The 22,463-nt window shown below is 69.6% G+C and carries 25 protein-coding genes and 1 tRNA gene; 8 read left to right on the top strand and 18 right to left on the bottom strand.

The window, feature by feature from the left end; genetic code table 11:
* Positions 1-241 precede the first annotated feature (241 nt).
* Genes ACFU99_RS02090 through ACFU99_RS02080 form a run of 3 tightly spaced genes read right to left on the bottom strand, consistent with a single transcriptional unit; the run spans position 242 to position 1,445 of the window.
* On the bottom strand, positions 242-442 hold the full coding sequence (locus tag ACFU99_RS02090) for a DUF397 domain-containing protein (protein ID WP_384384429.1): 201 nt from the start codon (positions 440-442) through the stop codon (positions 242-244).
* Positions 439-627: a DUF397 domain-containing protein gene (locus tag ACFU99_RS02085; RefSeq protein WP_384384426.1), complete on the bottom strand. Its 189-nt coding sequence runs from the start codon at positions 625-627 to the stop codon at positions 439-441. Before ACFU99_RS02085 ends, ACFU99_RS02090 begins: the two co-directional genes overlap by 4 nt.
* An 11-nt stretch (positions 628-638) precedes the next feature.
* Positions 639-1,445 (bottom strand): helix-turn-helix domain-containing protein, encoded by an 807-nt coding sequence (locus ACFU99_RS02080; RefSeq protein ID WP_384384423.1) that lies wholly within the window; start codon positions 1,443-1,445, stop codon positions 639-641.
* A 263-nt stretch (positions 1,446-1,708) separates the two neighbouring features.
* Here ACFU99_RS02080 and ACFU99_RS02075 point away from each other — a divergent pair, with 263 nt between their 5' ends.
* A complete protein-coding gene (locus tag ACFU99_RS02075; protein WP_384384421.1) occupies positions 1,709-2,185 on the top strand; it encodes an ATP-binding protein in 477 nt (158 codons plus the stop codon).
* Between the two features lie 102 nt (positions 2,186-2,287).
* Positions 2,288-3,331, top strand: a complete 1,044-nt coding sequence (locus ACFU99_RS02070; protein ID WP_384384419.1) for a Yip1 family protein — start codon at positions 2,288-2,290, stop codon at positions 3,329-3,331.
* Positions 3,332-3,421: 90 nt separating this feature from the next.
* Here the strand turns inward: ACFU99_RS02070 and ACFU99_RS02065 are convergent, their stop codons facing one another.
* The 3 genes from ACFU99_RS02065 to dcd form a co-directional block, all read right to left on the bottom strand.
* The gene (locus ACFU99_RS02065; protein WP_384384437.1) at positions 3,422-4,555 is read right to left on the bottom strand and encodes an IS30 family transposase; all 1,134 of its coding nucleotides are present in this window, start codon (positions 4,553-4,555) and stop codon (positions 3,422-3,424) included.
* A 180-nt stretch (positions 4,556-4,735) separates the two neighbouring features.
* Positions 4,736-5,233 (bottom strand): phosphoribosyltransferase, encoded by a 498-nt coding sequence (locus tag ACFU99_RS02060; protein ID WP_384384417.1) that lies wholly within the window; start codon positions 5,231-5,233, stop codon positions 4,736-4,738.
* A gap of 74 nt (positions 5,234-5,307) precedes the next feature.
* Positions 5,308-5,883 carry a dCTP deaminase gene (gene dcd / locus ACFU99_RS02055; RefSeq protein WP_363128339.1) on the bottom strand — a complete coding sequence of 192 codons (576 nt, stop codon included), beginning with the start codon at positions 5,881-5,883 and terminating at the stop codon, positions 5,308-5,310.
* A gap of 479 nt (positions 5,884-6,362) precedes the next feature.
* On the opposite strand from dcd, the gene ACFU99_RS02050 reads away from it, so the two are divergent.
* Positions 6,363-6,436, top strand: a tRNA-Gly gene (locus ACFU99_RS02050).
* 305 nt (positions 6,437-6,741) lie between these two features.
* Here the strand turns inward: ACFU99_RS02050 and ACFU99_RS02045 are convergent.
* From ACFU99_RS02045 to ACFU99_RS02025, 5 genes are all read right to left on the bottom strand, one after another.
* The gene (locus tag ACFU99_RS02045; protein WP_384384414.1) at positions 6,742-7,221 is read right to left on the bottom strand and encodes an ASCH domain-containing protein; all 480 of its coding nucleotides are present in this window, start codon (positions 7,219-7,221) and stop codon (positions 6,742-6,744) included.
* Complete coding sequence (locus ACFU99_RS02040; RefSeq protein ID WP_384384412.1) at positions 7,218-9,290, bottom strand: GNAT family N-acetyltransferase; 2,073 nt, start codon at positions 9,288-9,290, stop codon at positions 7,218-7,220. The genes ACFU99_RS02045 and ACFU99_RS02040 overlap by 4 nt, the downstream gene beginning before the upstream one ends.
* A gap of 200 nt (positions 9,291-9,490) precedes the next feature.
* Positions 9,491-10,714, bottom strand: coding sequence for a tyrosine-type recombinase/integrase (locus tag ACFU99_RS02035; RefSeq protein WP_384384409.1), 1,224 nt, complete (start codon positions 10,712-10,714; stop codon positions 9,491-9,493).
* Entirely contained in the window at positions 10,714-10,941 is a 228-nt protein-coding gene (locus ACFU99_RS02030; RefSeq protein ID WP_384384435.1) for a helix-turn-helix domain-containing protein, read from the bottom strand. Before ACFU99_RS02030 ends, ACFU99_RS02035 begins: the two co-directional genes overlap by 1 nt.
* A 200-nt stretch (positions 10,942-11,141) precedes the next feature.
* Positions 11,142-11,657 carry a helix-turn-helix transcriptional regulator gene (locus ACFU99_RS02025; protein WP_384384407.1) on the bottom strand — a complete coding sequence of 172 codons (516 nt, stop codon included), beginning with the start codon at positions 11,655-11,657 and terminating at the stop codon, positions 11,142-11,144.
* Positions 11,658-12,001: 344 nt separating this feature from the next.
* On the opposite strand from ACFU99_RS02025, the gene ACFU99_RS02020 reads away from it, so the two are divergent.
* The 5 genes from ACFU99_RS02020 (at position 12,002) to ACFU99_RS02000 (ending at position 17,065) form a co-directional block, all read left to right on the top strand.
* On the top strand, positions 12,002-12,922 hold the full coding sequence (locus tag ACFU99_RS02020; RefSeq protein ID WP_384384404.1) for a hypothetical protein: 921 nt from the start codon (positions 12,002-12,004) through the stop codon (positions 12,920-12,922).
* Positions 12,919-13,620 carry an ATP-binding protein gene (locus tag ACFU99_RS02015; protein ID WP_384384401.1) on the top strand — a complete coding sequence of 234 codons (702 nt, stop codon included), beginning with the start codon at positions 12,919-12,921 and terminating at the stop codon, positions 13,618-13,620. Before ACFU99_RS02020 ends, ACFU99_RS02015 begins: the two co-directional genes overlap by 4 nt.
* Before the next feature lie 90 nt (positions 13,621-13,710).
* Positions 13,711-14,532: a DUF2637 domain-containing protein gene (locus ACFU99_RS02010; protein WP_384384398.1), complete on the top strand. Its 822-nt coding sequence runs from the start codon at positions 13,711-13,713 to the stop codon at positions 14,530-14,532.
* A gap of 173 nt (positions 14,533-14,705) precedes the next feature.
* Positions 14,706-15,344, top strand: coding sequence for a plasmid mobilization protein (locus tag ACFU99_RS02005; protein WP_384384395.1), 639 nt, complete (start codon positions 14,706-14,708; stop codon positions 15,342-15,344).
* The gene (locus tag ACFU99_RS02000) at positions 15,341-17,065 is read left to right on the top strand and encodes a relaxase/mobilization nuclease domain-containing protein (protein WP_384384392.1); all 1,725 of its coding nucleotides are present in this window, start codon (positions 15,341-15,343) and stop codon (positions 17,063-17,065) included. The genes ACFU99_RS02005 and ACFU99_RS02000 overlap by 4 nt, the downstream gene beginning before the upstream one ends.
* Positions 17,066-17,214: 149 nt before the next feature.
* Here the strand turns inward: ACFU99_RS02000 and ACFU99_RS01995 are convergent, their stop codons facing one another.
* From ACFU99_RS01995 to ACFU99_RS01965, 7 genes are all read right to left on the bottom strand, one after another.
* On the bottom strand, positions 17,215-18,024 hold the full coding sequence (locus ACFU99_RS01995) for a DUF317 domain-containing protein (protein ID WP_384384432.1): 810 nt from the start codon (positions 18,022-18,024) through the stop codon (positions 17,215-17,217).
* 8 nt (positions 18,025-18,032) lie between these two features.
* On the bottom strand, positions 18,033-18,338 hold the full coding sequence (locus ACFU99_RS01990; protein ID WP_384384390.1) for a hypothetical protein: 306 nt from the start codon (positions 18,336-18,338) through the stop codon (positions 18,033-18,035).
* Positions 18,339-18,447: 109 nt separating this feature from the next.
* On the bottom strand, positions 18,448-18,801 hold the full coding sequence (locus ACFU99_RS01985) for a DUF317 domain-containing protein (protein WP_384384387.1): 354 nt from the start codon (positions 18,799-18,801) through the stop codon (positions 18,448-18,450).
* Between the two features lie 264 nt (positions 18,802-19,065).
* Positions 19,066-19,371, bottom strand: coding sequence for a hypothetical protein (locus tag ACFU99_RS01980; RefSeq protein ID WP_384384384.1), 306 nt, complete (start codon positions 19,369-19,371; stop codon positions 19,066-19,068).
* Between the two features lie 94 nt (positions 19,372-19,465).
* Entirely contained in the window at positions 19,466-20,038 is a 573-nt protein-coding gene (locus tag ACFU99_RS01975; RefSeq protein WP_384384381.1) for a hypothetical protein, read from the bottom strand.
* Between the two features lie 356 nt (positions 20,039-20,394).
* Positions 20,395-21,384, bottom strand: a complete 990-nt coding sequence (locus ACFU99_RS01970; protein WP_384384379.1) for a spirocyclase AveC family protein — start codon at positions 21,382-21,384, stop codon at positions 20,395-20,397.
* A 69-nt stretch (positions 21,385-21,453) separates the two neighbouring features.
* Positions 21,454-22,452, bottom strand: a complete 999-nt coding sequence (locus ACFU99_RS01965; protein ID WP_384384376.1) for a spirocyclase AveC family protein — start codon at positions 22,450-22,452, stop codon at positions 21,454-21,456.
* Positions 22,453-22,463: the final 11 nt, after the last annotated feature.

Below are 22,463 nucleotides of genomic sequence, written 5' to 3'. Positions count from 1 at the left end.
ACCCAGCCCCCAGCCTAGGCACCCATGCGCACGACACGGATGAAGATCCGGCCCTCAGCGCGGGTCACGGTGACGAACGCTTCAGACCCTCGCCCAGGAGAGGCACTTAAAAAGGGAGACGCATTCGTGGAAGCGCCCGCCGGCACTCGCCCGACAGACCGCCACCCTGCGCGTACCTCACATAGACGGCACACCGCGACGACCTACCCCTATCAGCAGCTACGACACCCCGAGTTCAAACTCAGTAACCGGCCAGGCCGCCGGTGTCGTCTTTTACGATCCGCGCGAACGCCCGCAGCGCGGCGGGGGCAGCGGTGACGATGACGCCGGGGGCGTCGCTTTCCCGGAGCAACACCGTGCCGCCGACGGCGGTCAGTTCAAGGCAGCTGTTGCCGTCTCCTCCACCGGAGAAAGAAGACTTCTGCCATTCGATGACCGTCACAGCTCATTGGTCTTTACGCTCCGCAGCAACGCGCACAGCGCAGCCGGGGTGGCGACGAGGACGTCGCCGGGGACTTCGCCTTCACGGATCCACACCATGTCGCCGACGGCGGCCAGCTCAACGCAGTTGGCCCCGTCGCCGCCCGCAGAGTAGGAAGACTTCTGCCATTCGATGGCCTGTGCCATTTCCTTGCCCCTCATAGTTCATCCACCATCCGATGCAAGAAGTCCCGCGACTCGTCGACAGCCAGTGCTGACGCTTGTACCTTCTGGAATACCTTGCCGAACCTTGCGACCTGTGGCTGCGCATCCATGAAGATTCCGCTGAGGACAGTGTCACGCTGCACGGTGTCGAGTTGGGGAACGGGACCGCCTACGTGCATCATCGAACAGTTGGCTCCGGCAAAACCATCAACGCTGAACGGGACTACGCGCACGGAGATATTGCCCAACTCGGACAGGTTGAGAATCAACTCGATCTGCTCGCGGGCGAGTTTACCGCCCATCACTTTGAACCTCAGGGCCGCCTCATGGATCACCACCTCGTACTCAATTGGTGAGTCCCCAGTGATGACCTGACGCCGCCGCAAGCGATGTGCGACCCGAGGTTCGATCTCCGACTGCGGAAGCTCCGGCACCATGTACCCGAAAACGGCCCGCGCATAGTCTTCGGTCTGCAAAAGGCCGGGAATGCTGACGATCTCAACGGACCGCAAGAACGTCGCATGATGTTCCAGCTCGGCCAGGTCCAAGAAACCCGAAGCCAGAACGCCCCGGTACTCCTCCCACCACCCGCGCCCACGCTCCGTCGCCATAGCAACCAGCGCGTCGACCAGATCGGCATCGGCACAGGCGTAGTGCGCCGCGAGTCGGCGCAGGCGCTCCTCGCTGATTCCCGCGCGCCCCGACTCCATCTGGCTCATCTGGATCGGGTTGGTTCCCAACAGCCCCGCGGCCTCACGTGCGGTCATGCCTGCCGCCTCGCGCAGCTTCCGCAGTTCCACGCCCAGCCGCTCCTGACGTGCGGTGGGTTGTCTCCTCGGCGGCATGCGTCCCTTCCTTCGTACCCGGTCAAAGTCTGCCGTGCGTCCCGCACTTGGGTCTATTCACACCTACGCGGGAACCGCCGAACTTAAGCTTGCGACGGCCGAAGCTTATGCCCTACCTTGTGTGACGCGCCAGTCACACAGCGCTCACCAGTGAACCGGAAGAGCACTGCCCCGCGCAGCCAGCGCAGCGACTCGGCCCCCACAGTACGGAGAACCGCATGACGAACTCCGCTCACGCAACCGAGACTTGGGACTACACGCTCTACGTCCCGCACGACAACCGCACCGCGGCCGTGGCCCGCGCGACGCTACGAGCGGTCCTCACCCTCCACGACCTCCCCGAGCTCATCGAGCGGGCCGAGCTGCTCGCGACCGAGCTGTTGTCCAACGCGCTGCGCCACACGGACGGACCGGCGTCGATGCGCCTGTGGTGGTCGGACGGAAAACTCCGCATCGGGGTGTGGGACACGGACCCGCAGCCGCCCCACCTCCGCGAGGTCGCAGACGTAGCCGACATCACCGACGACGAGACCGGGCGCGGCCTCCAGCTGGTGACGCTCTGCTCCGACGACTGGGGCTGGTACTGCCTCGGGGAAGAGTTCTTCGGGTTCAGGGGCAAGTACGTATGGTGCGAGTTGGCCGGGGCGGAAGTGGCGGCCGTGACTGCGGCGTCACGGCGGTTGACCAGCGCATAAACCCCCAGTTTTCCCTTAGGGGATGTCACAGCTCGGCAGCAATGCCCCGGCTGCCGCCCAGGCCCGGCACCACGGTTCGACAGAACGGGTACGTTCGAAAGCGTGGCTGGATTCAGGATCGGACGCGGACGGGACGACTCCCAGTCCGCACAGCAAGGGCAGCAGCGCCCCGGGCAGCAGCAGAACCCACCCCCGGCGCAGCCGCCGTACGGGCGGCGACCGGGCCCGTACGACGGCCGGCAAGGAGGTGGCGGCGGCCAGGGGCACGGGCCAGGGCCAGGGCACGGCCAGTGGCAGCAGTCGCAGGGCCATGGCGAGCCGGAGTACTTCGGCGGCCCGCCGACGGCGTACGGGCAGGGACAGGGGCCGGGCCCGGGACCCGGCCGCCCCCAGGACCCGCACTACGGCCAAGGGGGCCAGGACAGACCCGGTCAGACCCAGCAGTTCAACGTGGGCGAGGGTCCGGGCGCGTACGACCCGTACGGCGCACAGCCCCCGTACAACGACGGCGGCTACGACAACGGTCCGTATGGCAACAACGGCTACGACGATTACGACGGTGGCAACACCTACCAGGCGGGCCAGGCTCCTCCGCCGCCCGTCGGCCCGCGGCTGCCGTGGAAGGACCTGCTGAGCGGGATCGTGCTGCGGCCGTCCGCCACGTTCTGGCGGATGCGCGACCACGCGATGTGGGCGACGGCGCTGACGGTCACGTTCATCTACGGCCTGCTGGCGGTCTTCGGGTTCGACAAGGCGCGCGAGGATGTGCTGAAGGCCACGCTGTCGAACAGCATCCCGTGGGTGCTGACGACGGCGGTGATCGTGGTCATCGCGAGCCTGATCCTGGGCGCGGTGACGCACACGCTGGCGCGGCAGCTGGGCGGTGACGGGGAGTGGCAGCCGACGGTGGGGCTGTCGATGCTGATCATGTCGATCACGGACGCGCCGCGGCTGCTGTTCGCGATGTTCCTGGGCGGCGACAGCCCGCTCGTGCAGGTGCTGGGGTGGGCGACGTGGCTGGGGGCGGGTGCGCTGTTCACGTCGATGGTGAGCAAGTCGCACGATCTGCCGTGGCCGAAGGCGCTGGCGGCGTCGGCGATCCAGCTGGTGGCGCTGCTGACGATTATCAAGTTGGGCACGTTCTGACGACCTGAGCGCTGAATGCCCGATCCAACGTAGGAGGGCCCGGCTGCGAAGGCGGTTTCTAGGGATCGTCGCAACACGTGGTTGTGTTGGTCAGGCCGCGAGTAGTTTATGCAGGCGCTCGGCTGGGGTTTCCCAGTCGAGCGTTTTGCGTGGGCGGCCGTTGAGCTCGGCGGCGACGGCGTCCAGGTGCTCGCGGGTGTGGACTGCGAGGTCGGTGCTCTTGGGGAAGTACTGGCGGAGCAGGCCGTTGGTGTTCTCGTTGGAACCACGCTGCCAGGGGCTGGCGGGGTCGCAGAAGTAGACCGGGATGTCGGTGGTGACGGTGAAGGAGCCGTGGGCGGCCATCTCCGAGCCCTGGTCCCAGGTCAGGGACCGCTTGAGGTGGGACGGCAGCGTCTGGACCGTGGTGACCAGTGCGTCGCGGACGCTTTCGGCGCCATGGTCTGCGGGCAGGTGCAGGAGCATGACGTAGCGGGTGGCGCGCTCGACCAGGGTGCCGATGGCCGACTTGCCGTCCTTTCCGATGATGAGGTCGCCCTCCCAGTGGCCGGGCACGGCCCGGTCCTCTGCCTCGGCGGGCCGTTCGCTGATCATGACCATGGGGGTGGAAAACCGTGGCTGGCGCTGCTGGGCCTGGCGGCGGGGTTTGCGCCGGGCGCGGCCGGTGCGCAGAGCGCGGGACAGCTCTCGGCGCAGTTCACCCCGGCCCTGGACGTAGAGGGCCTGGTAGACCGTCTCGTGGACCACGTGCATCTCCGGCCGGTCGGGGAAGTGTGTCCGCAGAGCCTGGCAGATCTGCTCGGGACTCCACCGCAGATGCAGGCGGTCCTGGATGAAGCCGCGCAGTTCGGTGTTCCGGCCGATCTTCCCCGGCTTGGGGCGGGGCCGGCGGGCATCGGCGCGGGCTTGGGCAGCATGCGGACGGTACTGGCCGTTCGCCTGGTGGCGGTTGCGGCGGATCTCCCGGCTGATGGTGGACGGGCTGCGGCCCAGCTCCGCGGCGATCGCCCGGACCGTCGCCTTCTCCCGCAGCCGGTCGGCTATATGGATCCGGTCGGCCTCGCACAGGTACCGGGAAGGACCGGGAGGCGGTACCACCATGTTGATCGGTGGTACCGCCTTGTGCTTGCGGTCGGCGCTACGGCCGTTGCGCCATCGGCGCCCGGTCTTCTCGTTGATGCCGATGATCCGGCACGCCTCTTTGTTGCTCAGGCCCTGCTGCATGAGCCGGGAGTATGCCTCCCGCTCGCGCAACAGCCTCACTGGCCCCTTGGCCGTCCGGTCCTCCCGGATCTCGAAGTCCATCGCATCCCCTGAACTGGGGTGTTGCAACGACCACTAGAACGGAAGGAAAAGCAGCCGGGCCCTCACGCACATATACGGCCGTACGGGCGTACGTACCGGCTAGGCGTCGAGGATCTGCCCCTCACGCCGCACGACGGGCGGTTCGACGCTCCACGGGAAGTTGATCCAGTCCTCGGTGCGCTTCCAGACGTACTCGCACTTCACGAGGGACTGCGGCTTCTCGTAGATGACGGCGCAGCGGACGTCGGCGACGTGGCCGGCGCAGAAGTCGTGGACGAGCTTGAGGGTCTTGCCGGTGTCGGCGACGTCGTCGGCGACGAGGACCTTCTTGCGGCTGAGGTCGACGACGTTGGGGACGGGCGGCAGCATGACGGGGAGCTCAAGGGTCTGGCCGACGCCGGAGTAGAACTCGACGTTCATGACGTGCAGGTTCTTGACGTCGAGGGCGTAGCCGAGGCCGCCGGCGACGAAGAGGCCGCCGCGCGCGATGGACAGGATGATGTCCGGCTCGTAGCCGTCGTCGGCGACGGTCTGGGCCAGCTCGCGGATGGCCTCGCCGAAGAGCGGATACGTAAGGTTCTCGCGCTTGTCACTCACTGCCGTGCTCTACCTGTTCCTCTGCGATTTCTGCGATCCCAGTGCTGCCTGCGGTGCCTGCGGTGCCTGCGATGTCAGACCTGGGTGCGGTGGAAATTCTGGAAGGAGCGGGAGGGCGTGGGCCCGCGCTGCCCCTGATAGCGGGAGCCGTACTTGGCGGAGCCGTACGGGAACTCGGTCGGGGAGGTCAGCCGGAACATGCACAGCTGGCCGATCTTCATGCCGGGCCACAGCTTTATGGGCAGGGTGGCGACGTTCGACAGTTCGAGCGTGACGTGCCCGGAGAAGCCGGGGTCGATGAAGCCGGCGGTGGAGTGCGTGAGCAGGCCGAGGCGGCCGAGGCTGGACTTGCCTTCGAGGCGGGAGGCGACGTCATCGGGAAGGGTGACGACCTCGTACGTGGAGGCGAGCACGAACTCGCCGGGGTGCAGGATGAACGCCTCGTCACCCTCCGGCACGACCTCGCGCGTGAGGTCGGGCTGCTCGACGGCGGGGTCGATGTGGGGGTAGCGGTGGTTCTCGAACACCCGGAAGTAGCGGTCGAGCCGCACATCGATGCTCGACGGCTGCACCATCGACTCGTCGTACGGTTCGATACGCACCCGGCCATTGTCGATCTCGGTCCGGATGTCCTTGTCTGAGAGAAGCACCCCACGAGGGTACGCGCACGCCGAGGGCCCGGCCCAATCGGACCGGGCCCGCGCGCCGCCCAGACGCGGTTCTCTCGGGGCTATCGCTCCTCAGCAGTGACCGGCACCGAGTGCCGGAGCCGGGCGCATCGCGGACAGCGCAGAAGCCGCCCGGGGCCGATCCGCCCGGCGTTGAGGTGCTGCATCGGGAACGAAGCGGTGCTGAACACGTGCCCTTCGGCACAACGGACGACGGTGCGCTCCATCGAGTCCCTTTCCCCATGTACGTGAAAGACAAAAGCCACATTAGGGGATAGTCCGGGCGCACTCGCACGCGGCACTCCGACCGGCTTCCGCGCCCACACCGTACGCCCCAACTCCCGCACCCCGCAGCCGCATCCCCCACCCCCGCCAACGCGAAAACCCCACGGCAAATGCGCCGGAGGGCGGCCATGGGGTACAGTGTGCGACGGTACGAAGCCCCGCCCACGGGGCTTCACGCGGGTGTAGTTTAATGGTAGAACATGAGCTTCCCAAGCTCAGAGCGCGAGTTCGATTCTCGTCACCCGCTCCATAACGAAGTCCCAGGTCAGCGACCTGGGACTTGTTCGTTGTCTAGACCAATTCGAGGCCGCGTGCCATTCGCGTGCCACAAAGCACCGATCGACGCACCAAGTTGACGGCCATGGCCCTCTTCCGGAGGACCCGACCTCCCGTCATCTCGAATCGCAAGACGGGATTCACGTGACCCCCGTCACGCTCCACTCAGTGACCTGCAACGATGCACCCGCAAATGTCCGCGCCGTTGCCGAACCCGAAGCGCACGACGAAGGCCGGGTCGGCTACTCGCCGACCCGGCCGCTGACTGTCGACTCCCGCCTACGCCGGGACGGGCTCTCCCAGAATTCCGCGCAGGACCTCACCCGCGGCAGGCGAGGCTTCGGCTACCTGCCTCAGCGCTTCCTCCTGGAAGTACCGGTAGCTCTGCGGTGGGTGGAACGTCCCAGCGGCGCGCAGGGCGGTGAGGGGCACCGGCTCGTCGAAGGGTTCGGGTGCTTCGAGAGTGATCCCGCTGGCCTGGGTGGCGCCGCTCATGTACGCGTCGAACTCCTTGCGGCTGATGCCGGTCCGGCTCCGGTGAGCTCGCCACACCTCCCGGGGGGAGCCGACGCTCACCGCCGCGATGCGCGCCAGCCCCACCAAGGCCATCGTGGGGGAGGTGGCATAGAGGACGACGGTGGTGCCAGGTGGCGCTGCGACGCGCTGGCGGCGCACCTCGACCGTCTTGCTGCCCGCCAGGATCGCGGTGGCGAAGCGGGGGTGTACGGACAGCAGCATCGCGCGGTCCAGTTCGTTCACGTCCTTCGGTGTCCCTCTTCGTAGACCGCCTGGAACAGTCTGTTGCTGATCTTCGACAGCGACATCAGCGAAAACTGTAGCCCCAGGCCGTCGGCCAGTGAGTTCAATCGCCCCAGCGGCACCACCCTCGGGAAGATCTCGGTATCCGAGAACCGCAAGGCCATCGCACGGCTTGAAGTACCGCCGCGGGCGATAGCGCGTACTTGGTCCCGACCATATACGCCCAGGTGTTCGAATTTCGAGTGCAGGGCATCCGGCGTGTCGATCAGCACCTCGTCCAACCGCGAGCAGCCGATGACCATTTGGCCCGCTTCGCGGGCGGAGCCCTTGCTGACGTACCAGAGCAGCCGCGCCGGGACGCTCTCACCACGGCGCCCGGAAGAACGGTAGTAGACGTGTTCCCTGCTGATCCCCAATTCGTTGGGGCGGGGCAGCAACATCGCCGGCACGTTGAACAGCTCCGCGGACCACCGGGGCTCGATCGGCACCAGGAACGACGGCACCAGCGAGTCCATGACCTTCGCCGGCCACCAAGCCCGCTCGACCACGCCCGCTGTCTCGGCCGGCATACCGGCCTGAAGCTCGGCAGCCTCGTCCCGCCCAAGTTCACGGGCCGCCTCACCGGCGACAGCCGCCACCTCCTGGGCAGTCCCGCAGACCTCGACCAGCAGGGCCGCCAGCCCGCCATCGTGCGAGAAGAAACCGTCGTCGCTCGCTGCGGCCTTGGCTGCGGGCGACGGGAAGGGGTCAGTGACGCGTACGACCTGAGCGCCGCAGTCCCTTCCGAGCCGTTTCAGCGAGAACAGCATCTGCCGCGCCAGCGTCTCCTCCAAACGGTGCGCCGCAGTGCGCAGGACCGGCACGATCAGCGTCCGCCCGTCCATGGCCCATGCGTAGAGGGCGACCGGACGGCCTTGGCCGTCGCGCAGCAACTCGCGGTGCCACACAACCGCGTCGCCGACCAGGGCTCGAAGCCGCCGGGCAAACTCCGAGCCGTCGTCCTCGCCCGACTGGTCGAAGAACGCCACGAGCTCGCCCTCCGCCCCAGGGGGCAGCTCGTCGGCCCGGAACTCCGTGCCCATGAGGTCGGCCGGCCGGTACATCTGGGCCTGCCGCAGTTCGTCCACATGCAGAGTCACGACCGATGGCGTGACGACCTTGATCCCAGCCACCTTCCAGGCGAGGTCCGCCAGCTCCAGCAGCTCCGGGTCCCGGGTCACGAGCACCTGCAGACCGGCGCACGATGCCTCGGCCACGTACTGCACGCCGCGCAGCAGCACGGGCTCGCCCGGCAGGCCGCTGGCCGCTGCGGCCGACCGGGCCGCCTGCAGCAGCTCGCGGGCCCGAACGCCCACTGCCTCGGCATCCGGGGTGAGCTGTCGCAACCCCTGCGAGGCGGCCCGCTGATGCCTGCGCTCGGCCGCGTCGGCGATATCCCTGATCTCGTGCAGCAACCGCGGTGTGGCGGCGACTTCGACGAGGTCCGTCAGCCAGCCGGCCTCCAGCGCCTGCGACTCCGCCGCCCCGCCTCCGGGCGTCCGACCCCGCAGGTCGGCGAAGACGCCGTGGTCCACGGCGACGACCAGCAGCGCTTCGCTCTCCATGCCCGCGAACAGGTCCAGGTGGCCATGGTCCAGCCACCAGCCGTCCAGGATCTCCCCGTCTCGTCCGCGACCGGGCACTTCCCCGCGTGGCACGAAACCCAGGCTCGTCCACATGTCGCTGAGCCCGTAGTCGCGACGGCACTTCGCCCTGATCCCCAACCGGTCCTGGTGCCTGCGCCGGATCTCCTCCACCAGCAGCCGCGCCACCCCCTTACCGCGGTGCTCCCCTCCGACGCACAGGTGCGCCAGCCGCACATAGGGCTTCCGCTTCGGCAGACCGAACAACGCGTACCCGATGACCTCGCCCTGCTCGACCGCGACGAGCAGACCGCCATCGTTCGCGTGCTTGCGGTACGCGGGCGGCTTGAGCAACCCCAGCGTCTTGGTGTAGCGGTCGCCCAAGGCCACGGCCGCATCGATCAGTTCAGTTTCCGTCTCCGTAACAGGCACGATCTTGATCGCCACAAGTCCCCCTCCGGAAAAACCTGCCACTGGCCGGCTCGCCTCTGACATCAGTACATACAGGGATCAGTACATACAGGGAAAGACGTCCTGGCCCAAGACCCCTTCGATCAAGACCGGCGCGAGAAACGGACATACGGCAGGGGCCGAGCCGACATCTCGTCGGCCCGGCCCCGCTCACCGGTCATACCGCTTTGCTGTTCTTACCGCTCGGCTGCCTCGGTGGCCTCGTCTGACGCCTCCGTGCCTGCCTTGGTGACCAGGCGGTGGACCGTGGCCAGGTCCCCGGCCCCCTCACCCTGATCAATCGCCTCCTGGCGCTGACGGCGCACGTCGGCGTCCATGGCGGAGGCGATCTTGCGCTGGTGCCTCTTCTTCGAGTGTTGGTAGATCAACTGGGCGCGTGCGCTGGAATGGCCGGCGCGGACCATGAGGTCCTTCAGCTTGGCGCCGGTGTCGGCGGCCAGGGTGTTGCCGGTGCCCCGCAGGTCGTAGAAGCGGAAGTCGTCGGGCAGGCCCGCCTTCTCCCGGGCCTTGCGGTACTTGCGCCCGAAGGTGGACCGGCGGAAGGGCGCTCCGCGCTCGCCGACGAAGACCAAGCCCTCCGGGCCCGGCTCCGCGAACCAGTCCAGGTGCCGGCGGAGGTCCGTGAGCACGAACGGCGGCAACGCGATCTCCCGCTTCCCGGCACGGGACTTCGGGTCGCCGGGGACCCGCTTGCCCGTGGTCAACTCCGGGGCGGCACGCTTGACCCAGACCGCACCCTCGTCCAGGTAGACGTCCTTGCGGCGCAGTTCCGCGAGTTCCTCCGGGCGCATCGAGGCGAACGCGCCGAGGAGGATCATCAGCCGCCAGCGCAGACCGATCGCGTCGGCGAGGTCGAAGACCTGCTCGACGGTGGCGATCGGGCGCTCGTCGGCTTCCTCCTTGCCCGCCCCCTTGATGCGGCACGGGTTGCGGCGGATCAGCTCGTCGTCGACCGCGGTCGCCATGATCGCCTTGAGGAGGCGGTAGGACTTGGCGACCGTGGTCGTACCGGTGGCCGTCAGGCGCTCGGCGCGCCAGGTCCGCACCTTGGCCGTGCTGAGTTCGTTGACGTCGAGCTCGCCGAAGGCGGGCACCAGGTGAAGGCGCAGGAGTCTGCGGTACAGCTCGTCCGTGGTGGCGGCGAGCCCTCGCTCGTCGATCCACTTGATGGCGTACGCGTGGAAGTTGACCGCGCCGGCGTGCGGGTCGATCCAGTCGCCGCGTGTCTGATCGGCCTCGGTCTGGGTGAGCCAGACCTCCGCGTCGGTTTTGGTGTCGAACGTCTCCGGCGCCGCGCGCAGGTCTCCGTTCGTATCCGGATAGCGCGCCTGCCAGCGCCCGGAGGGGAGTCGGCGTAGGGATCCGTAGCGCCGCCGCTGCGGCTTGCGCTTGCGGGTCATCAGGCCGCCAGCCGGTGGCCGGAGCGAGTGCGGGGCCGACGCACCGGCTCTACGGTGCGGGCCTCGATGTACGCGTCGAGCGCGCTCCGCGGGATACGGACATGACGACCCACCTTGACGTAGCGGATGCGTCGCTCGGCGATCAGCCGACGCGGGAAGCGCTCGCCGGTGCCCAGGAGCTCGGCGACCTCCGGCACGCTGAGCAGAGGGTCGCCCTGGTTGTTCACCTCCCCCGTGGCACGAGAAGGCGAAGGCTGTGCGGGGGATATTGCACGTCGGATCAAGAAGGCTCCTCACCTGACCGGCGCGGGGCGGCAACCCCGGCTTTGCCGGTCGTCGTTCAGGGATGGGCGGTTGGGGTGTGCTCTTCGGCCGTGGGCGTTCGCGGCACCTGCGGCCGTGGAAGGGTCAGCGGTCGGGGCCGGTCTCAGGGGCGTCCCGTTCCGGCTCCGCCGATGGGGCCTGCCGCAGGAGGCCGGGGGGGCTGCATGGCGGCCATGAGGTCCTCGGCGATGGCGTCCGAGACGAGGGCGTCGGCCTCTTCCCGGAGATCAGGGTGCTCCGCCAGGTAGGCGTCGAGTGCCTCGCGGGCCTCGGTGGCGGCGCGGCTGGCCAGGTTCATCTCGCGGTAGCGGAGGCGGATGCCCTCGATGAGCTCCATCGCGCGGGCGTGGGCGGCCAGCCTCGGCGGGCCGACGAGATTTTCGAGGGAGACGCCGAAGAGCTCGGCGAAGCCGATGGCCTCGTCGAGGTTGACCCGCCGCTTGCGGTTCTCGATCCGCCAGACGGCGGACGGATTGATCTCGTAGCCCGCTTCGTTCAGCCGGTCCGAGACGGCGTTGGTACTCCAGCCTCGGGTCTCGCGCTCCACCTTGATCCGTACGGCGACGTTGTCCTCGCCTCGGAGCACCAGAGCTTCGCCGGAAGCCTCGTTGTCCGCCACGACCAACCCTCCTTCGTCAGGCATCGCAGCACTGCGATTTGCAGCATCCTCAAAAGAGTAACATCCGTTCTGCGTGATGCAAAGCTCTTCTGCGATAGGCAGCATGCGTGATACAATTGATCTTCCAGCCACCCCGCCCCCGAAACGCAAGAAACCCCGGTGCGCGAACACCGGGGTCGAAGCGAAGCCCACCAACCGCCCATCCCTGAACGATCTACCGGTCAGGCCGAGGTTGCCGCCTCGATGGCCTGCCGCGTGAGGAGCTCTATGCCCCACAGTACGTGCCCGCGTACTGCCCCCGCATCCGTGTTGCGTCTCCCGTCCGCGAAGGCGGGGCGATAGTCATGGCGCGCATACGCACCATCAAGCCGGAAGCCTTCGCCTCCGAGTCCCTCGCGCAGGTGTCCCTCAGCGCCGAGCGGACTTTCTTCGGGCTGCTCACCCAGGCCGACGACCACGGCCGCTACCGCGACCAGGCCGCCGTCATCGCCGGGCTGCTGTGGTCCCTGCGCCCCGAGCACGGCCCCATGGGCGTCGAGGACGACCTGACCCAGCTCGCCGGCGCCGACCTGATCTGCCGGTACGAGGGCGCGGACGGCAAGCGGTACCTGCACATGGTGACCTGGAGCCGCCACCAGAAGATCAACCGGCCCAGCGGAGTCCGCCACCCCGGCTGCCCGCACCACGACGGCGCACCGCGCCACAGTGAGCCCTCACAGCCGCCGCAGGGAGCTTTCACGGCCCCCTCCGTGCCACCTCACGGAGCGCTCACCGAAGGCTCACGTGAAATGCGCGAGCCGCCCGTGAAACGGGACGAAGCCGCAGGTCAGGACGGATTCAGTGAGCCCTCCATGAGGGCTCGGGGAGGACGCGCGGAGCCCGGCGTGAGCCCTCACGGTCCGGATCTAGGACCTAGGATCATGGATCTAGGATCAGTACCTGTGGGGGCCGCGAGCGGCCCCGCGCCGGACACCGTCTCGGCTCGGCAGCTGACCGGGGAATTCGTCGCCGCGTGTGCCCACCGCCCGCCCGAGAAGCTCCTCGGCCGTCTCGGACGCGAGGTGAACCAGCTCCTCGGCGAGGGCATCGCCCCCGGCCACATCCGTGCCGGACTGGAGCGCCTGCGCACCAAGGGGCTGAGCCCCAGCGTGCTGCCCAGCCTCGTCAACGAGGCCATGAACGCCGACCCGCCCGCCGCCCGTGCGGCACACCGGCCCTGGACCAACCCCGCCGACGTCGAGTCCGCCTACGGGGGTGACCTGTGACCACAGCCGCCGTCTCCACCCGTGAGCCGCAGCGCGCCGGGGCCCTGGCCGACCGGCTCGGCACGATCCTCGCCGACCGGGGCATCGACCCCACCGCGCCCCTCGCGGAACCGCCCGCCGAACCGGTGACCGCGCTGGAGCTGGCCGACGCCCGCATCCCAGCCCGCTACCGGTGCGCCCTGGCCGACCACCCGACGGTCACCGCCTGGGTCGAGGAGATCACCCACGCCGGCCGCAAGGGGCCCGGGGAGGCACCAGGGATCTCCGAGGGTCCGTCGCTGCTGATCGCCGGTCCCACCGGTACCGGCAAGACCCACCAGGCGTACGGCGCGGTGCGCTCGCTGCTGGCCGCAGGCGTACGGCTGCGCTGGGAGGCCACCACCGCGGCCGACCTGTACGCCGCCCTGCGCCCGCGACAAGGCCACGACCCCGAGCGCGCCCTGTGGTCCCTCGGCCGCTGCCCGCTGCTGATCCTCGACGACCTCGGCGCGGCCAAGACCTCCGAGTGGACCGAGGAGCTGACGTACCGGCTGATCAACCGCCGCTACAACGAGATGCTCCCGACCCTGGTCACCACCAACATGCCGATCGCCGAGCTGCGCGGTGCCGTCGGTGACCGTGTCGCCTCCCGCCTCGCCGAGATGACCACCCGCGTCATCCTCGGCGGCAGCGACCGCAGAAGGCACCCCGCCCGCTAACAGGCCCTTGCGCCCGCTTCCCCGATCCGCATTTCCTTCTCCGCCGGCACCAGGCCGCCCACCGGTCCGGCGGACGTCCCGGAGCCCCGAATGACACCCCCCGCCGTGGCCTCCCCTGCCACGAAGTCCACGCCCCAGGCCCCCAGTGACCGCGCCACCGCCTGGGACCGCGCCGCGATCACCGCCCTCGGCGCCGCAGGATGCGCCCTGTCCTACGACGCCCTGCAGCAGATGGCCACCGCCATCCACGTCCGCGGCCTGCTCACCTACCTCTTCCCGCTCGTCATCGACGGGTTCATCGCCTACGGCGTCCGCGCCCTGATCATCCTCCGCGCCGCCCCCTTCCGCTCACGGCTCTACATCTGGGCCCTCTTCGGCACCGCCACCACCGCGAGCATCTGGGCCAACGCCCTCCACGCCGTACGCCTCAACCAACAAGCACCGGACACGGGACTACGCCTGGGGGACCTCACCGTCGGCGCGCTCTCCACCCTCGCCCCGCTCGCCCTGGCCGGCGCGGTCCACCTCTACATCCTCATCGCCCGCCACACCCCGACTCCGGACACCCCAACCCCCGACCCCACGGAATTGGTGGCCCCGCACCCGCACGACCGCACGGAAGCCAGCCGCCCCCACCCGGAACCACAGCCCGACAGCGACAAGCCACCGGCAGCACCGCAACCCAACGAGACGATCAGCCGCCGCTACGGACGCCCCCCGGGCGCCGATATCAACGTGCTGCTCGACATCGCACGCAAGGCCATCGACACGCACGGAAAGTCCTCCCGCGCGATAGTCCGCGACGCCATCCGCGAAACCGGACTGTCCATCGCCGAAGACCGGCTCACCGAACTCATGAAACGCCTACGCTCCGAGGCCGACCAGCCCGCGGACCAAGGCCCGGCCACCTGACCGGATATCCGGTCACCCCCACCGATCCACCTTGCGGACCGCCCGTGCAGTGCCGAGAGCCAGGGCTGCCCCGCACCTATCCGCGCCACTCAGGCCGCCGCCCTGCCCCCGGTCCGCACACCAGCGAACCGAACCTCCCCCGACCCACCCCTGCCCGACGGAGAACACCCCGCATGCACACCCCGAACCCCGAGGACCTCAGCCACCATGACCGTGCTCAGGGCGCCACCCCAGCTCCAGGCGGAGCAAGTTGGGACGGAAGCATAGCTTCCGCCGACCCCACCCCAAGGGGGGCGGGAGAGGACCGGAGCCAGGGGGCACCGGTCCGGAAGGCATCGGCCGAGGGCGGACCGAAGCCTCACGGGGAAGCCAGGCATGCGCGTGAGACGAGTCGTCCGAAAGCCGCTCGCCGCGCTCGCCAGCGCCCCCGTCAAACCCGCGCGAAGAAGCGCCTGCACCAGCTCAGCGCGCGTTTCAACGACGACGAGTTCCCCCTCGTCCAAGCCGGCGCCGCCCAGTGCGGCCTGTCCATCGCAGGCTTCCTCGCACGGTCCGCGCTGAACGCCGCCCGCGACCTCCAGCACACCGCAGCCCAGGTCGCCGACGAGCGCGCAGTGATCACCGAACTCTTCGCCGCCCGCCGACAGCTCGGCTGGACCGGCAGCAACCTCAACCAAGCGGTCAAGATCCTCAACTCCGGCGGCGACGCACCCCAGATCACCGACGCCATCACCGCCGTACGACACGCCGCCGACCGCGTCCAGCAGGCCACCACCCGCCTCCTCGACCAGCGGACGACACCCCGCCCGTGATCCCCAAGATCAACACACCCGGCACCCGCACCATCGGCCTGCTCGCCTACCTCTACGGCCCCGGCAAACACGAAGAACACACCGACCCCCACCTCGTCGCCTCCTTCGACACCCTCTCCCCCGACCCCGGACGCGATACCGCAGCCACCCTCAAAGACCTCCAGCTCCTCCTCGACCAACCCGTCCAGGCCCTCCCCCCGCACCAGCGACCCCGGCGGCACGTGTGGCACTGCTCCGTACCCGCCGCCCCCGACGACCGCACCCTCACCGACGACGAATGGGCCCACATCGCCCGCCGCCTGGTCGCCGCCACCGGCATCGACCCCGGCGACGGCGACGCGGGCTGCCGCTGGGCCGCCGTCCGCCACGCCGACGACCACATCCACATCATCGCCACCCTGGTCCGCGAAGACGGCAGGCGCCCGGACGACTACCGCTCCGGCAAACGCGCCCAGGCCGAATGCCGCCTCATCGAAACCGACTTGGGCCTGACCCGCCTCAACGCCGGCGACGGCACCGCCGCCCGCCGCCCCACCACAGCCGAACGCCACAAAGCCGACCGCACGAACCGCGAACGCACCGCACGCGAGGAACTGCGGGAGGCCGTCCGCCGCGCGGTGGCCGGAGCCGAGAACGAGGCGGAGTTCTTCGACCGCCTCGCCGCAGCGGGCCTGCTCATCCGCCGACGCGCCGCGCCCTCCGGCGACCTCCTCGGATACACCGTCGCGCTGCCGGAAGACCGCAACCAGCACGGCGACCCCGTCTTCTACTCCGGATCGAAACTCGCCCCCGACCTCTCCCTGCCCCGCATCCGCAGACGCTTCACCGCGACCGGCCTGGAAGCGCGACCGGGCGGAGACCGCAAGGGCCGGACGGAGCTGCGACCGGCGCGCAGTCCGTCCTCGGCCCGGCGAACCGCGGCTGACGCGGCCTGGTCGGCGGTGCTCGTCATCGACCAGGGCGAGGACGGGCTCGTAGCCGGGCAGCTCTCAGCGGCGGGCGAGGTCCTCGACGCGCTGGCCACCACCTCCGCCGCACACACCCGCCGGGAACTGCGCGAGGCCGCCGCCACCTTCGAGCGAGCCTCCCGCTCCCACATCCGAGCCGAGCGCCATCACGACCGCGCCCTGCGCCGGGCCGCCCGCGACCTCGTCCACGGCGGCCCAGCCCTCGGGCGCGGAGAGGACGGCGCGAGTACCGCGATGGCGATCGACATGCTGTTCTTCCTGGCCCTCGCCGCCGCCAACTGGCACGCCAAACACCACCACGCCCAACAGGCCACCGCCGCCCGCCAAGCCGCCGACCACCTCCGCGCCGCCTACCGCAACGCGGCCGGCCCTCCGCTGGGCGCTCTCTACCAGCGGGGCCGCCGCCTCGCACGCCCCCTGCGCATGCAGCAGGCTGCCGCCGTCAGGGAAGCGGTGCCACAGCTGGCGGAGCGGGTACTGGCCGAACCCGGCTGGCACGCACTCGCCGCCACCCTCACCGACGCCCAACAAGCCGGACACCAACCCACCGCGCTGCTCACCGAGGCCACCCGACGCCGCGAGCTGGACAGCGCGGAGTCGGTCAGCGACGTACTGGTCTGGCGCATACGCCGCCTCGCCGACCTCCCCGCCGCAGCCACCTCCACCCCGGTCACCGGCGTGTCACTGCCCTCCACAGCAGTGAGGACAGCCAAGACCCCGAATCAGCAGGAAGGCCGCCGCCGAACCCGCTGACCGGGCAGGACCCGCCATCAGCAGAAACGACCGGGACGTTGGGAGAGAGCGAAGACACCGCGCGATGATCGGGCTCGCAATAGTCGACCCTGCTATCGCCAATGGCGGTTACGGCGATGCCGCCGGACGGCACCGCCGGGCCCCGGCCCTCAACTGGCCGGGGCGCGCAGAAGCCGCTCCCGCGTGCTCTCGGGCACCACTCGGCGCAGGACCGGCGCGATGGAGCTGAGTGCGTGGGTGAAGGCGGCGACGAGGTCGTCGGGCACGCTGGGGCCGAAGGACGCGGCCCACAGATACGGCGCGCCGAGCGCCGGTTCGGCCCACGCCTGCCACCCGCCCGGCCTGGCCTCATCGGTGGCAGCCGTCAGGGGGCGCGGGTCGGCGTCCTGAATGAGGGGTGGCACCTCGCCGAGGCTGATGTGCGAGGTGAACGTGGGGTCCATCGCTCTGGTGCGGGGCTGGTCGATGTCACGGAACCAGCCGTGCGCGGTGACCGCGTCGAGGACCAGTTCGGGGCCGCCCAGCGGCATGCCGGGCCGATCGCGGCCGTCGAGGGCGGTGAGGAATTCGGCGAGAGCCTCCCCAGGGATGCCGGGCGTGAAGTAGGCCGACCACCGCGCGAGAGAACCGCCCGCATCCGCACGAGCGCAGACCTGCCAGGCGATCGGCAGCTCCCCCAGGTAGAACGGTTCGTCCGCCAGGACCCATTGGGCCCAGCGCAGGGCGTCGGGGCTCAGGTGCAGGACGGTGCTGCGCAGGACCTGGCGGTCCTCCGGCGCCTCATCCGGCTCACGGCGTCCGCGAACGATCGTCAGGCTCGTCCAGCCGAGGCCGGCGAGCGTGTCGGCGACAACGTCGTAGAGGCGTCCGTCGTCACCGGCCAGATGACGGGGGCCGACCCAATACGCGGGCTGAGGCCCGTACGGGGCAGGCGGGTCGAGCGGGAAGTCGGCGGGCAGGGTGCCTCCTAGGTTGTGCGGTTCTCTGTGCCGCCGGCGGTGCGCCGGGGACGGCGCGGGGGCGGCTGCACCGGGCCGTGCCAGGCCAGGGCCACGGCGACCTCGGGCGGCAGATGGCCGAGCCGTGTGTCCGCGTCCCGCCCTTCGGCGAGGTAGACAACGGGCCGGCCTCTTTCGTCCACGGCCTGGACGACCTGCGTGAGGCGGTGCGCCATCGGGAAGAACGGGTTCATCGCCAGGCGCGCCGGAACGCTCCGGTCGCAGACGGACAACAGGTCGATGAGATCGCCGACGGTCAACTCCGTGTGAGCCACGGACAGCCTCCTTGTACGAGGGACGCGGTGAGCGGCGGATCGGGATGCCGCCGGGATACGGAGAACAGCCTCCGGTGACGGCCTCCCGGCTCGGCCGCCCTCCAGAGGCTTACCGGCGCCGGGAGGTTTCCAGCACGCGCGCCACGGCGGCGGCGACGATGTCGGCCGGCGTCTCGGTGTCGAAGGACAGGTGGTAGCCACGCACCTGGGCCGTGCCGGTGACGGCGATCTTCCATCCCTCGCCGTCGGTGCCGGGGCGGCCGAGCGGGAACCAGCCGAGGTAGAAACAGCCGTCCTTGCTGCTGACGTGCACATCCGCCCGGTCGTCCACGACCAGGTTGAAGTCCTCGGCCCGGAACTGGTCCAGGACGAGAGTGGGTTGCCCCGGGCCGAGCTGCCACTCACACGGCCGCTGGGCCTCGACGGTGGTGGAGAATCCGGGGCCAACGGAAGCTGCGGTCACGAGCAATCACCTCTCTGACCTGGGCATTTCTGCAAGGTCGTCCACGTTGACATGCCCCTGCCCCAGCTGGCCAGCCCTTCCACGGTCTTTCCCGTCTGCCCCCGGCGAACTGCAGCTGTCCGCTGTCATTCAACCCAGTCGTTTGACAGCGAACGCAGCCGTTTCGGCTGGTGGTTATTAACGTAATCGCGTGCGGTGAAGGTGCTGGTGGGAAGCTCAGCCCGAGGGCGCTCGCGGTCACACACCCTCCGTCCTCTGGTCGTCCTACAGGTGGTCGAGGGGTTCCGCGGCGTACGTGCCGTCGCCGAGCGGGGCATCGGTCAGCTCGAAGCGTTGGGACAGGCTGCCGACCCGGCGGGTGACGACGCTGCCGGGGGCCCGGGTGGTCTCGTAGTACAGAGGGGTGCCGTCGGCGCCGGTGGTGCCCAGCAGACGGAAGCGGCGCAGCACGCGGGGAGGTGTCGGGGTGGTCCGGCGACGACGGTAGAGCCAGCGGGCTGCGGCGGCGAGACCGGTGATGACCAGACCGACTGCAGTCGGAATCAGGAACTTGTCGAAGAGCGCGGACACGGCGGCATCACTCCTGCGAGGCGGGTAGGGCCCGCCACTGTGGCGGGCCACGCCGACCATGCGGCAGGCGGGGGTTAGCCGCGCAACCCCTCGTTCATCTTGCTCCTTCGTCCGGGAAGTTGGGTGCGGTTGGCGAATCGTCGTACAGCACCCTTGGTACGTCGGCGTCGGCCGACCAGCTTGGATGCACGGCGAGCGCGGATGGTGCCTCCTCGTCCCAAGGGTGCCGGGTTGTGGTGGCGTCGTAGTGGGCGAGGGCGGCGCGGAAGACGGGCAGATCCTCACCGGACATCTCGTAGGCCGCTGCCTGCCGCCATCCGTCCTGTGGGCCGCCGCCGTAGACCACGGTGACTGGCGCCTCGGTGCCTTCGGGCCACCAGCCGTGCTTGTAGCCGCGCTTGAGGGCGTAGGCCAAAGCCACGGTGGGGCCGCGCAGTCCGCGCGGGAATGCCTCGCGCAGCACGGCGGCCTCCAGATGGCCGTCGGACTCGACGACCAGGCGCACAAACTGGCGGGCGTCCTCATTGAGTGTGTCCAGGAAGACCATCGCCCGGTCGGCGCCCCATGCGGTGTCGACGGAGACGGCCAGTTCGTCTCGGTGCTCGGCGAGCAGGGCGAGGAGTTTGCGCTCGAACTCCTCGCTCGCGCCTTCAATGGTGAGCCTCACAAGAACCTCCGCAGCACTCTATGTCATCTCTATCGATCACTATAGGAAGCGTTGCGGAGTGGGCCTGGGTTGTCTATAGCTACGACGTAGCGGTCTATAGGGCGCCAGCCTTTTGCGGGCGGGGCATGCCGGATTCGGCAGGGCTCGGCTCGATGGCAAAACGACTGGGTTCGATGTCAACGGACAGCAGCGCACCGCTTCCCCTGCCCCTGCCCCTGCCCCTGCCCCTGCCCCTGCCCCAGCCCCTGCCCCTGCCCCTGCCCCTGCCCCTGCCCACGAGTATGGGATCACGGCTTGCCGCCTGGCCTCGGGCGTCGCGCGGGGATGGCGATCAGCGCAAGGGACCAGGATCTGGCTCAGATGAAGTGGAGCATCGAGGGCAGGGTGACGGGGTGGGGGCCGCTGAGGGTGTCGCCGGCCCATAGGCCGAGGCCGTAGAGGACGAGGCAGATGTGGACGAGTCCGATTACGGCGAGCACTTGGACGAGCGGGCGTGCCCGGGGGTTCAGGTCCGTGCTGCCGCGCCAGATCCCGCCGTGGCCGTCGGGGGATTTGGCCGCGTAGTGGCGGGCGAGGAAGGGGAGCCCGTAGAGCGGGAAGCCCGAGGCCAGGCAGACGTGGTACGGGATGCGGTACCACTCGCCGGTGAAGAGGGTCAGCTGCGGAACACCTGTGGTGTAGGCGTACATCCCGGCGCCCGGCACCCAGGCGAGGTCCATGACCAGGGTGGCGATGGGGCTGATCACCAGCAGGGCCGCGACGAGGCGGACTCCGCCGAGCTGCGGCCATCGGCGCAGAAAGGTCAGCCGCATCATGGCGATGGTCAGGTACAGGAAGGCCATCAGGCCGCCGTAGCCGACGATGATGCCCAGCAGTTCGATCTGGTGCTGTGCGCCGGGGCTGTCCCAGAAGGGGATGTACTGGCCCCAGGAGCGGGTGTGTACCGCCGCCGCGCTGAACGCGACCCCGCGGTGGCGGAAGTTCATCATCGGGCTCAGCCAGAAGCTGGTGAGGTAGCCGATGAGCAGCGCCGCGTCGAAGGTGAGGCGGCCCGCGCGGCGGCTCTGCCGTACGACCCACCACGCCAGGGCGAGCAGGATCGGCAGCACCATCACCTGGAGGACCCACATCGCTGTGCGGCGCCATGGGGGGAGGGAGGACTGGTCGCCGAGGTCGAAACGTACGCCGGTGTCGATCGCCCAGCGGGTGAGGACGTATAGCTCGACGCCGATGGCCAGCGCTCCGACGCAGGCCATGACGGTGACCGGCGGTGGCCGACGGGGCCGTCGGCGGGTGCGCGGCGGTGCGGTGTCGGTGACGGTGGTGTGTTCGCGGGCAGTGTCCATGGGGGCTCCGTAGCCGGTGGTGCCGGTGGCGCCTCGTCGTGCCCGGCCCTGCGCCGGGCGGCCGGGGCGTCAGGTGTAGGGCAGGTGCAGGTCCGCGACGGTGACCTGGCCGGGCAGCAGGCCGACCAGCCAGTAACCGAGTGAGATGCCCAGAAGGCAGATCTGGACGAGTCCGATGGGGGCGAACAGGCGCGCGACGGGCCGCAGTGGTGCCGGGAGTTGCCGGGTGCCGCGCAGGACGGCCGAGTCGGGGCCGTGGGTGGCGTGGTGGTGGCGCACCAGGTAGGGCACTGCCACCCACAGGGCTGCGGTGAACGCGACGTTTTGCAGAGGCAGTTGGTGCCACTGTCCCGAGAACAGGGTCAGGACGGGTATCCCGGTGGGGAAGGCCAGGATGCCGGTCGCGGCGGAGAGCGCCTCCGCGGTGATCTCAAGGACCGCGGCCAGGATGCAGACCCCGAGGGCGAACCGTGCCCGGCTCAGGTGCGGCCATCGGCGCAGCAGCAGGCGGCGCACCAGGAGGTCCATGACGAGCAGCCACATCAGCCCTGCCCCGTAGGCGAAGTAGTGGGTGACGAACGGCTCGATCTGGTGCGCGGCGCCGGGGCTGCTCCAGCCCGGGATGTACGCACCCCATGACGGTGTGTGGATCAGGGCGGCGTCCCAGTACAGGTTGTGGCGGTGGAGGTTGAGCAGGGGGCCGATCCAGAGGGTGGTGAGGTAGCCGAGGGAGAGTGCGGTGTCGAAGGTGATCCGGCCCGCTGTGCGGCTCTGCCGGATGCCGCGTACGACGACGGCGAGGAAGGCCGCGGTGAAGACGGCCTGGGCGGTCCACAGGGTGATCTGCCGGCCGGTGCTGAGTGTGTCGTAGCCCTCGATGTGCAGGCTGAATCCGCCGTCGGCGGCCCAGCGGCCCAGGGCGACCGCGCCGAATCCCAGGGTGAGGATTCCGCACAGGCTCCAGAACGCGGCCGGCGTGCGCAGCCAGGCCAGGGGGCGCGCTGTCGGGCTCGCGGCCTTGGCTGTCGGGGGTGCGGCGGTGGGTTCCGTGCTCGTGTAATCGGCCATGGGGTGCCTCC

The sequence above is a fragment of the Streptomyces sp. NPDC057654 genome, from assembly GCF_042800135.1.
GTDB lineage: Bacteria > Actinomycetota > Actinomycetes > Streptomycetales > Streptomycetaceae > Streptomyces.
This window is presented reverse-complemented; position numbering and strand designations above follow the sequence as displayed.

Excerpts from the sequence above, each read along its gene's own strand:
- ACFU99_RS02085 (WP_384384426.1), bottom strand. The coding sequence starts at position 627 with ATGGCACAGGCCATCGAATGGCAGAAGTCTTCCTACTCTGCGGGCGGC.
- ACFU99_RS02075 (WP_384384421.1), top strand. The coding sequence starts at position 1,709 with ATGACGAACTCCGCTCACGCAACCGAGACTTGGGACTACACGCTCTAC.
- ACFU99_RS02065 (WP_384384437.1), bottom strand. The coding sequence starts at position 4,555 with ATGCAGCAGGGCCTGAGCAACAAAGAGGCGTGCCGGATCATCGGCATC.
- ACFU99_RS02035 (WP_384384409.1), bottom strand. The coding sequence starts at position 10,714 with ATGACCCGCAAGCGCAAGCCGCAGCGGCGGCGCTACGGATCCCTACGC.
- ACFU99_RS02020 (WP_384384404.1), top strand. The coding sequence starts at position 12,002 with ATGGCGCGCATACGCACCATCAAGCCGGAAGCCTTCGCCTCCGAGTCC.
- ACFU99_RS02010 (WP_384384398.1), top strand. The coding sequence starts at position 13,711 with ATGACACCCCCCGCCGTGGCCTCCCCTGCCACGAAGTCCACGCCCCAG.
- ACFU99_RS02005 (WP_384384395.1), top strand. The coding sequence starts at position 14,706 with ATGCACACCCCGAACCCCGAGGACCTCAGCCACCATGACCGTGCTCAG.
- ACFU99_RS01970 (WP_384384379.1), bottom strand. The coding sequence starts at position 21,384 with ATGGACACTGCCCGCGAACACACCACCGTCACCGACACCGCACCGCCG.
- ACFU99_RS01965 (WP_384384376.1), bottom strand. The coding sequence starts at position 22,452 with ATGGCCGATTACACGAGCACGGAACCCACCGCCGCACCCCCGACAGCC.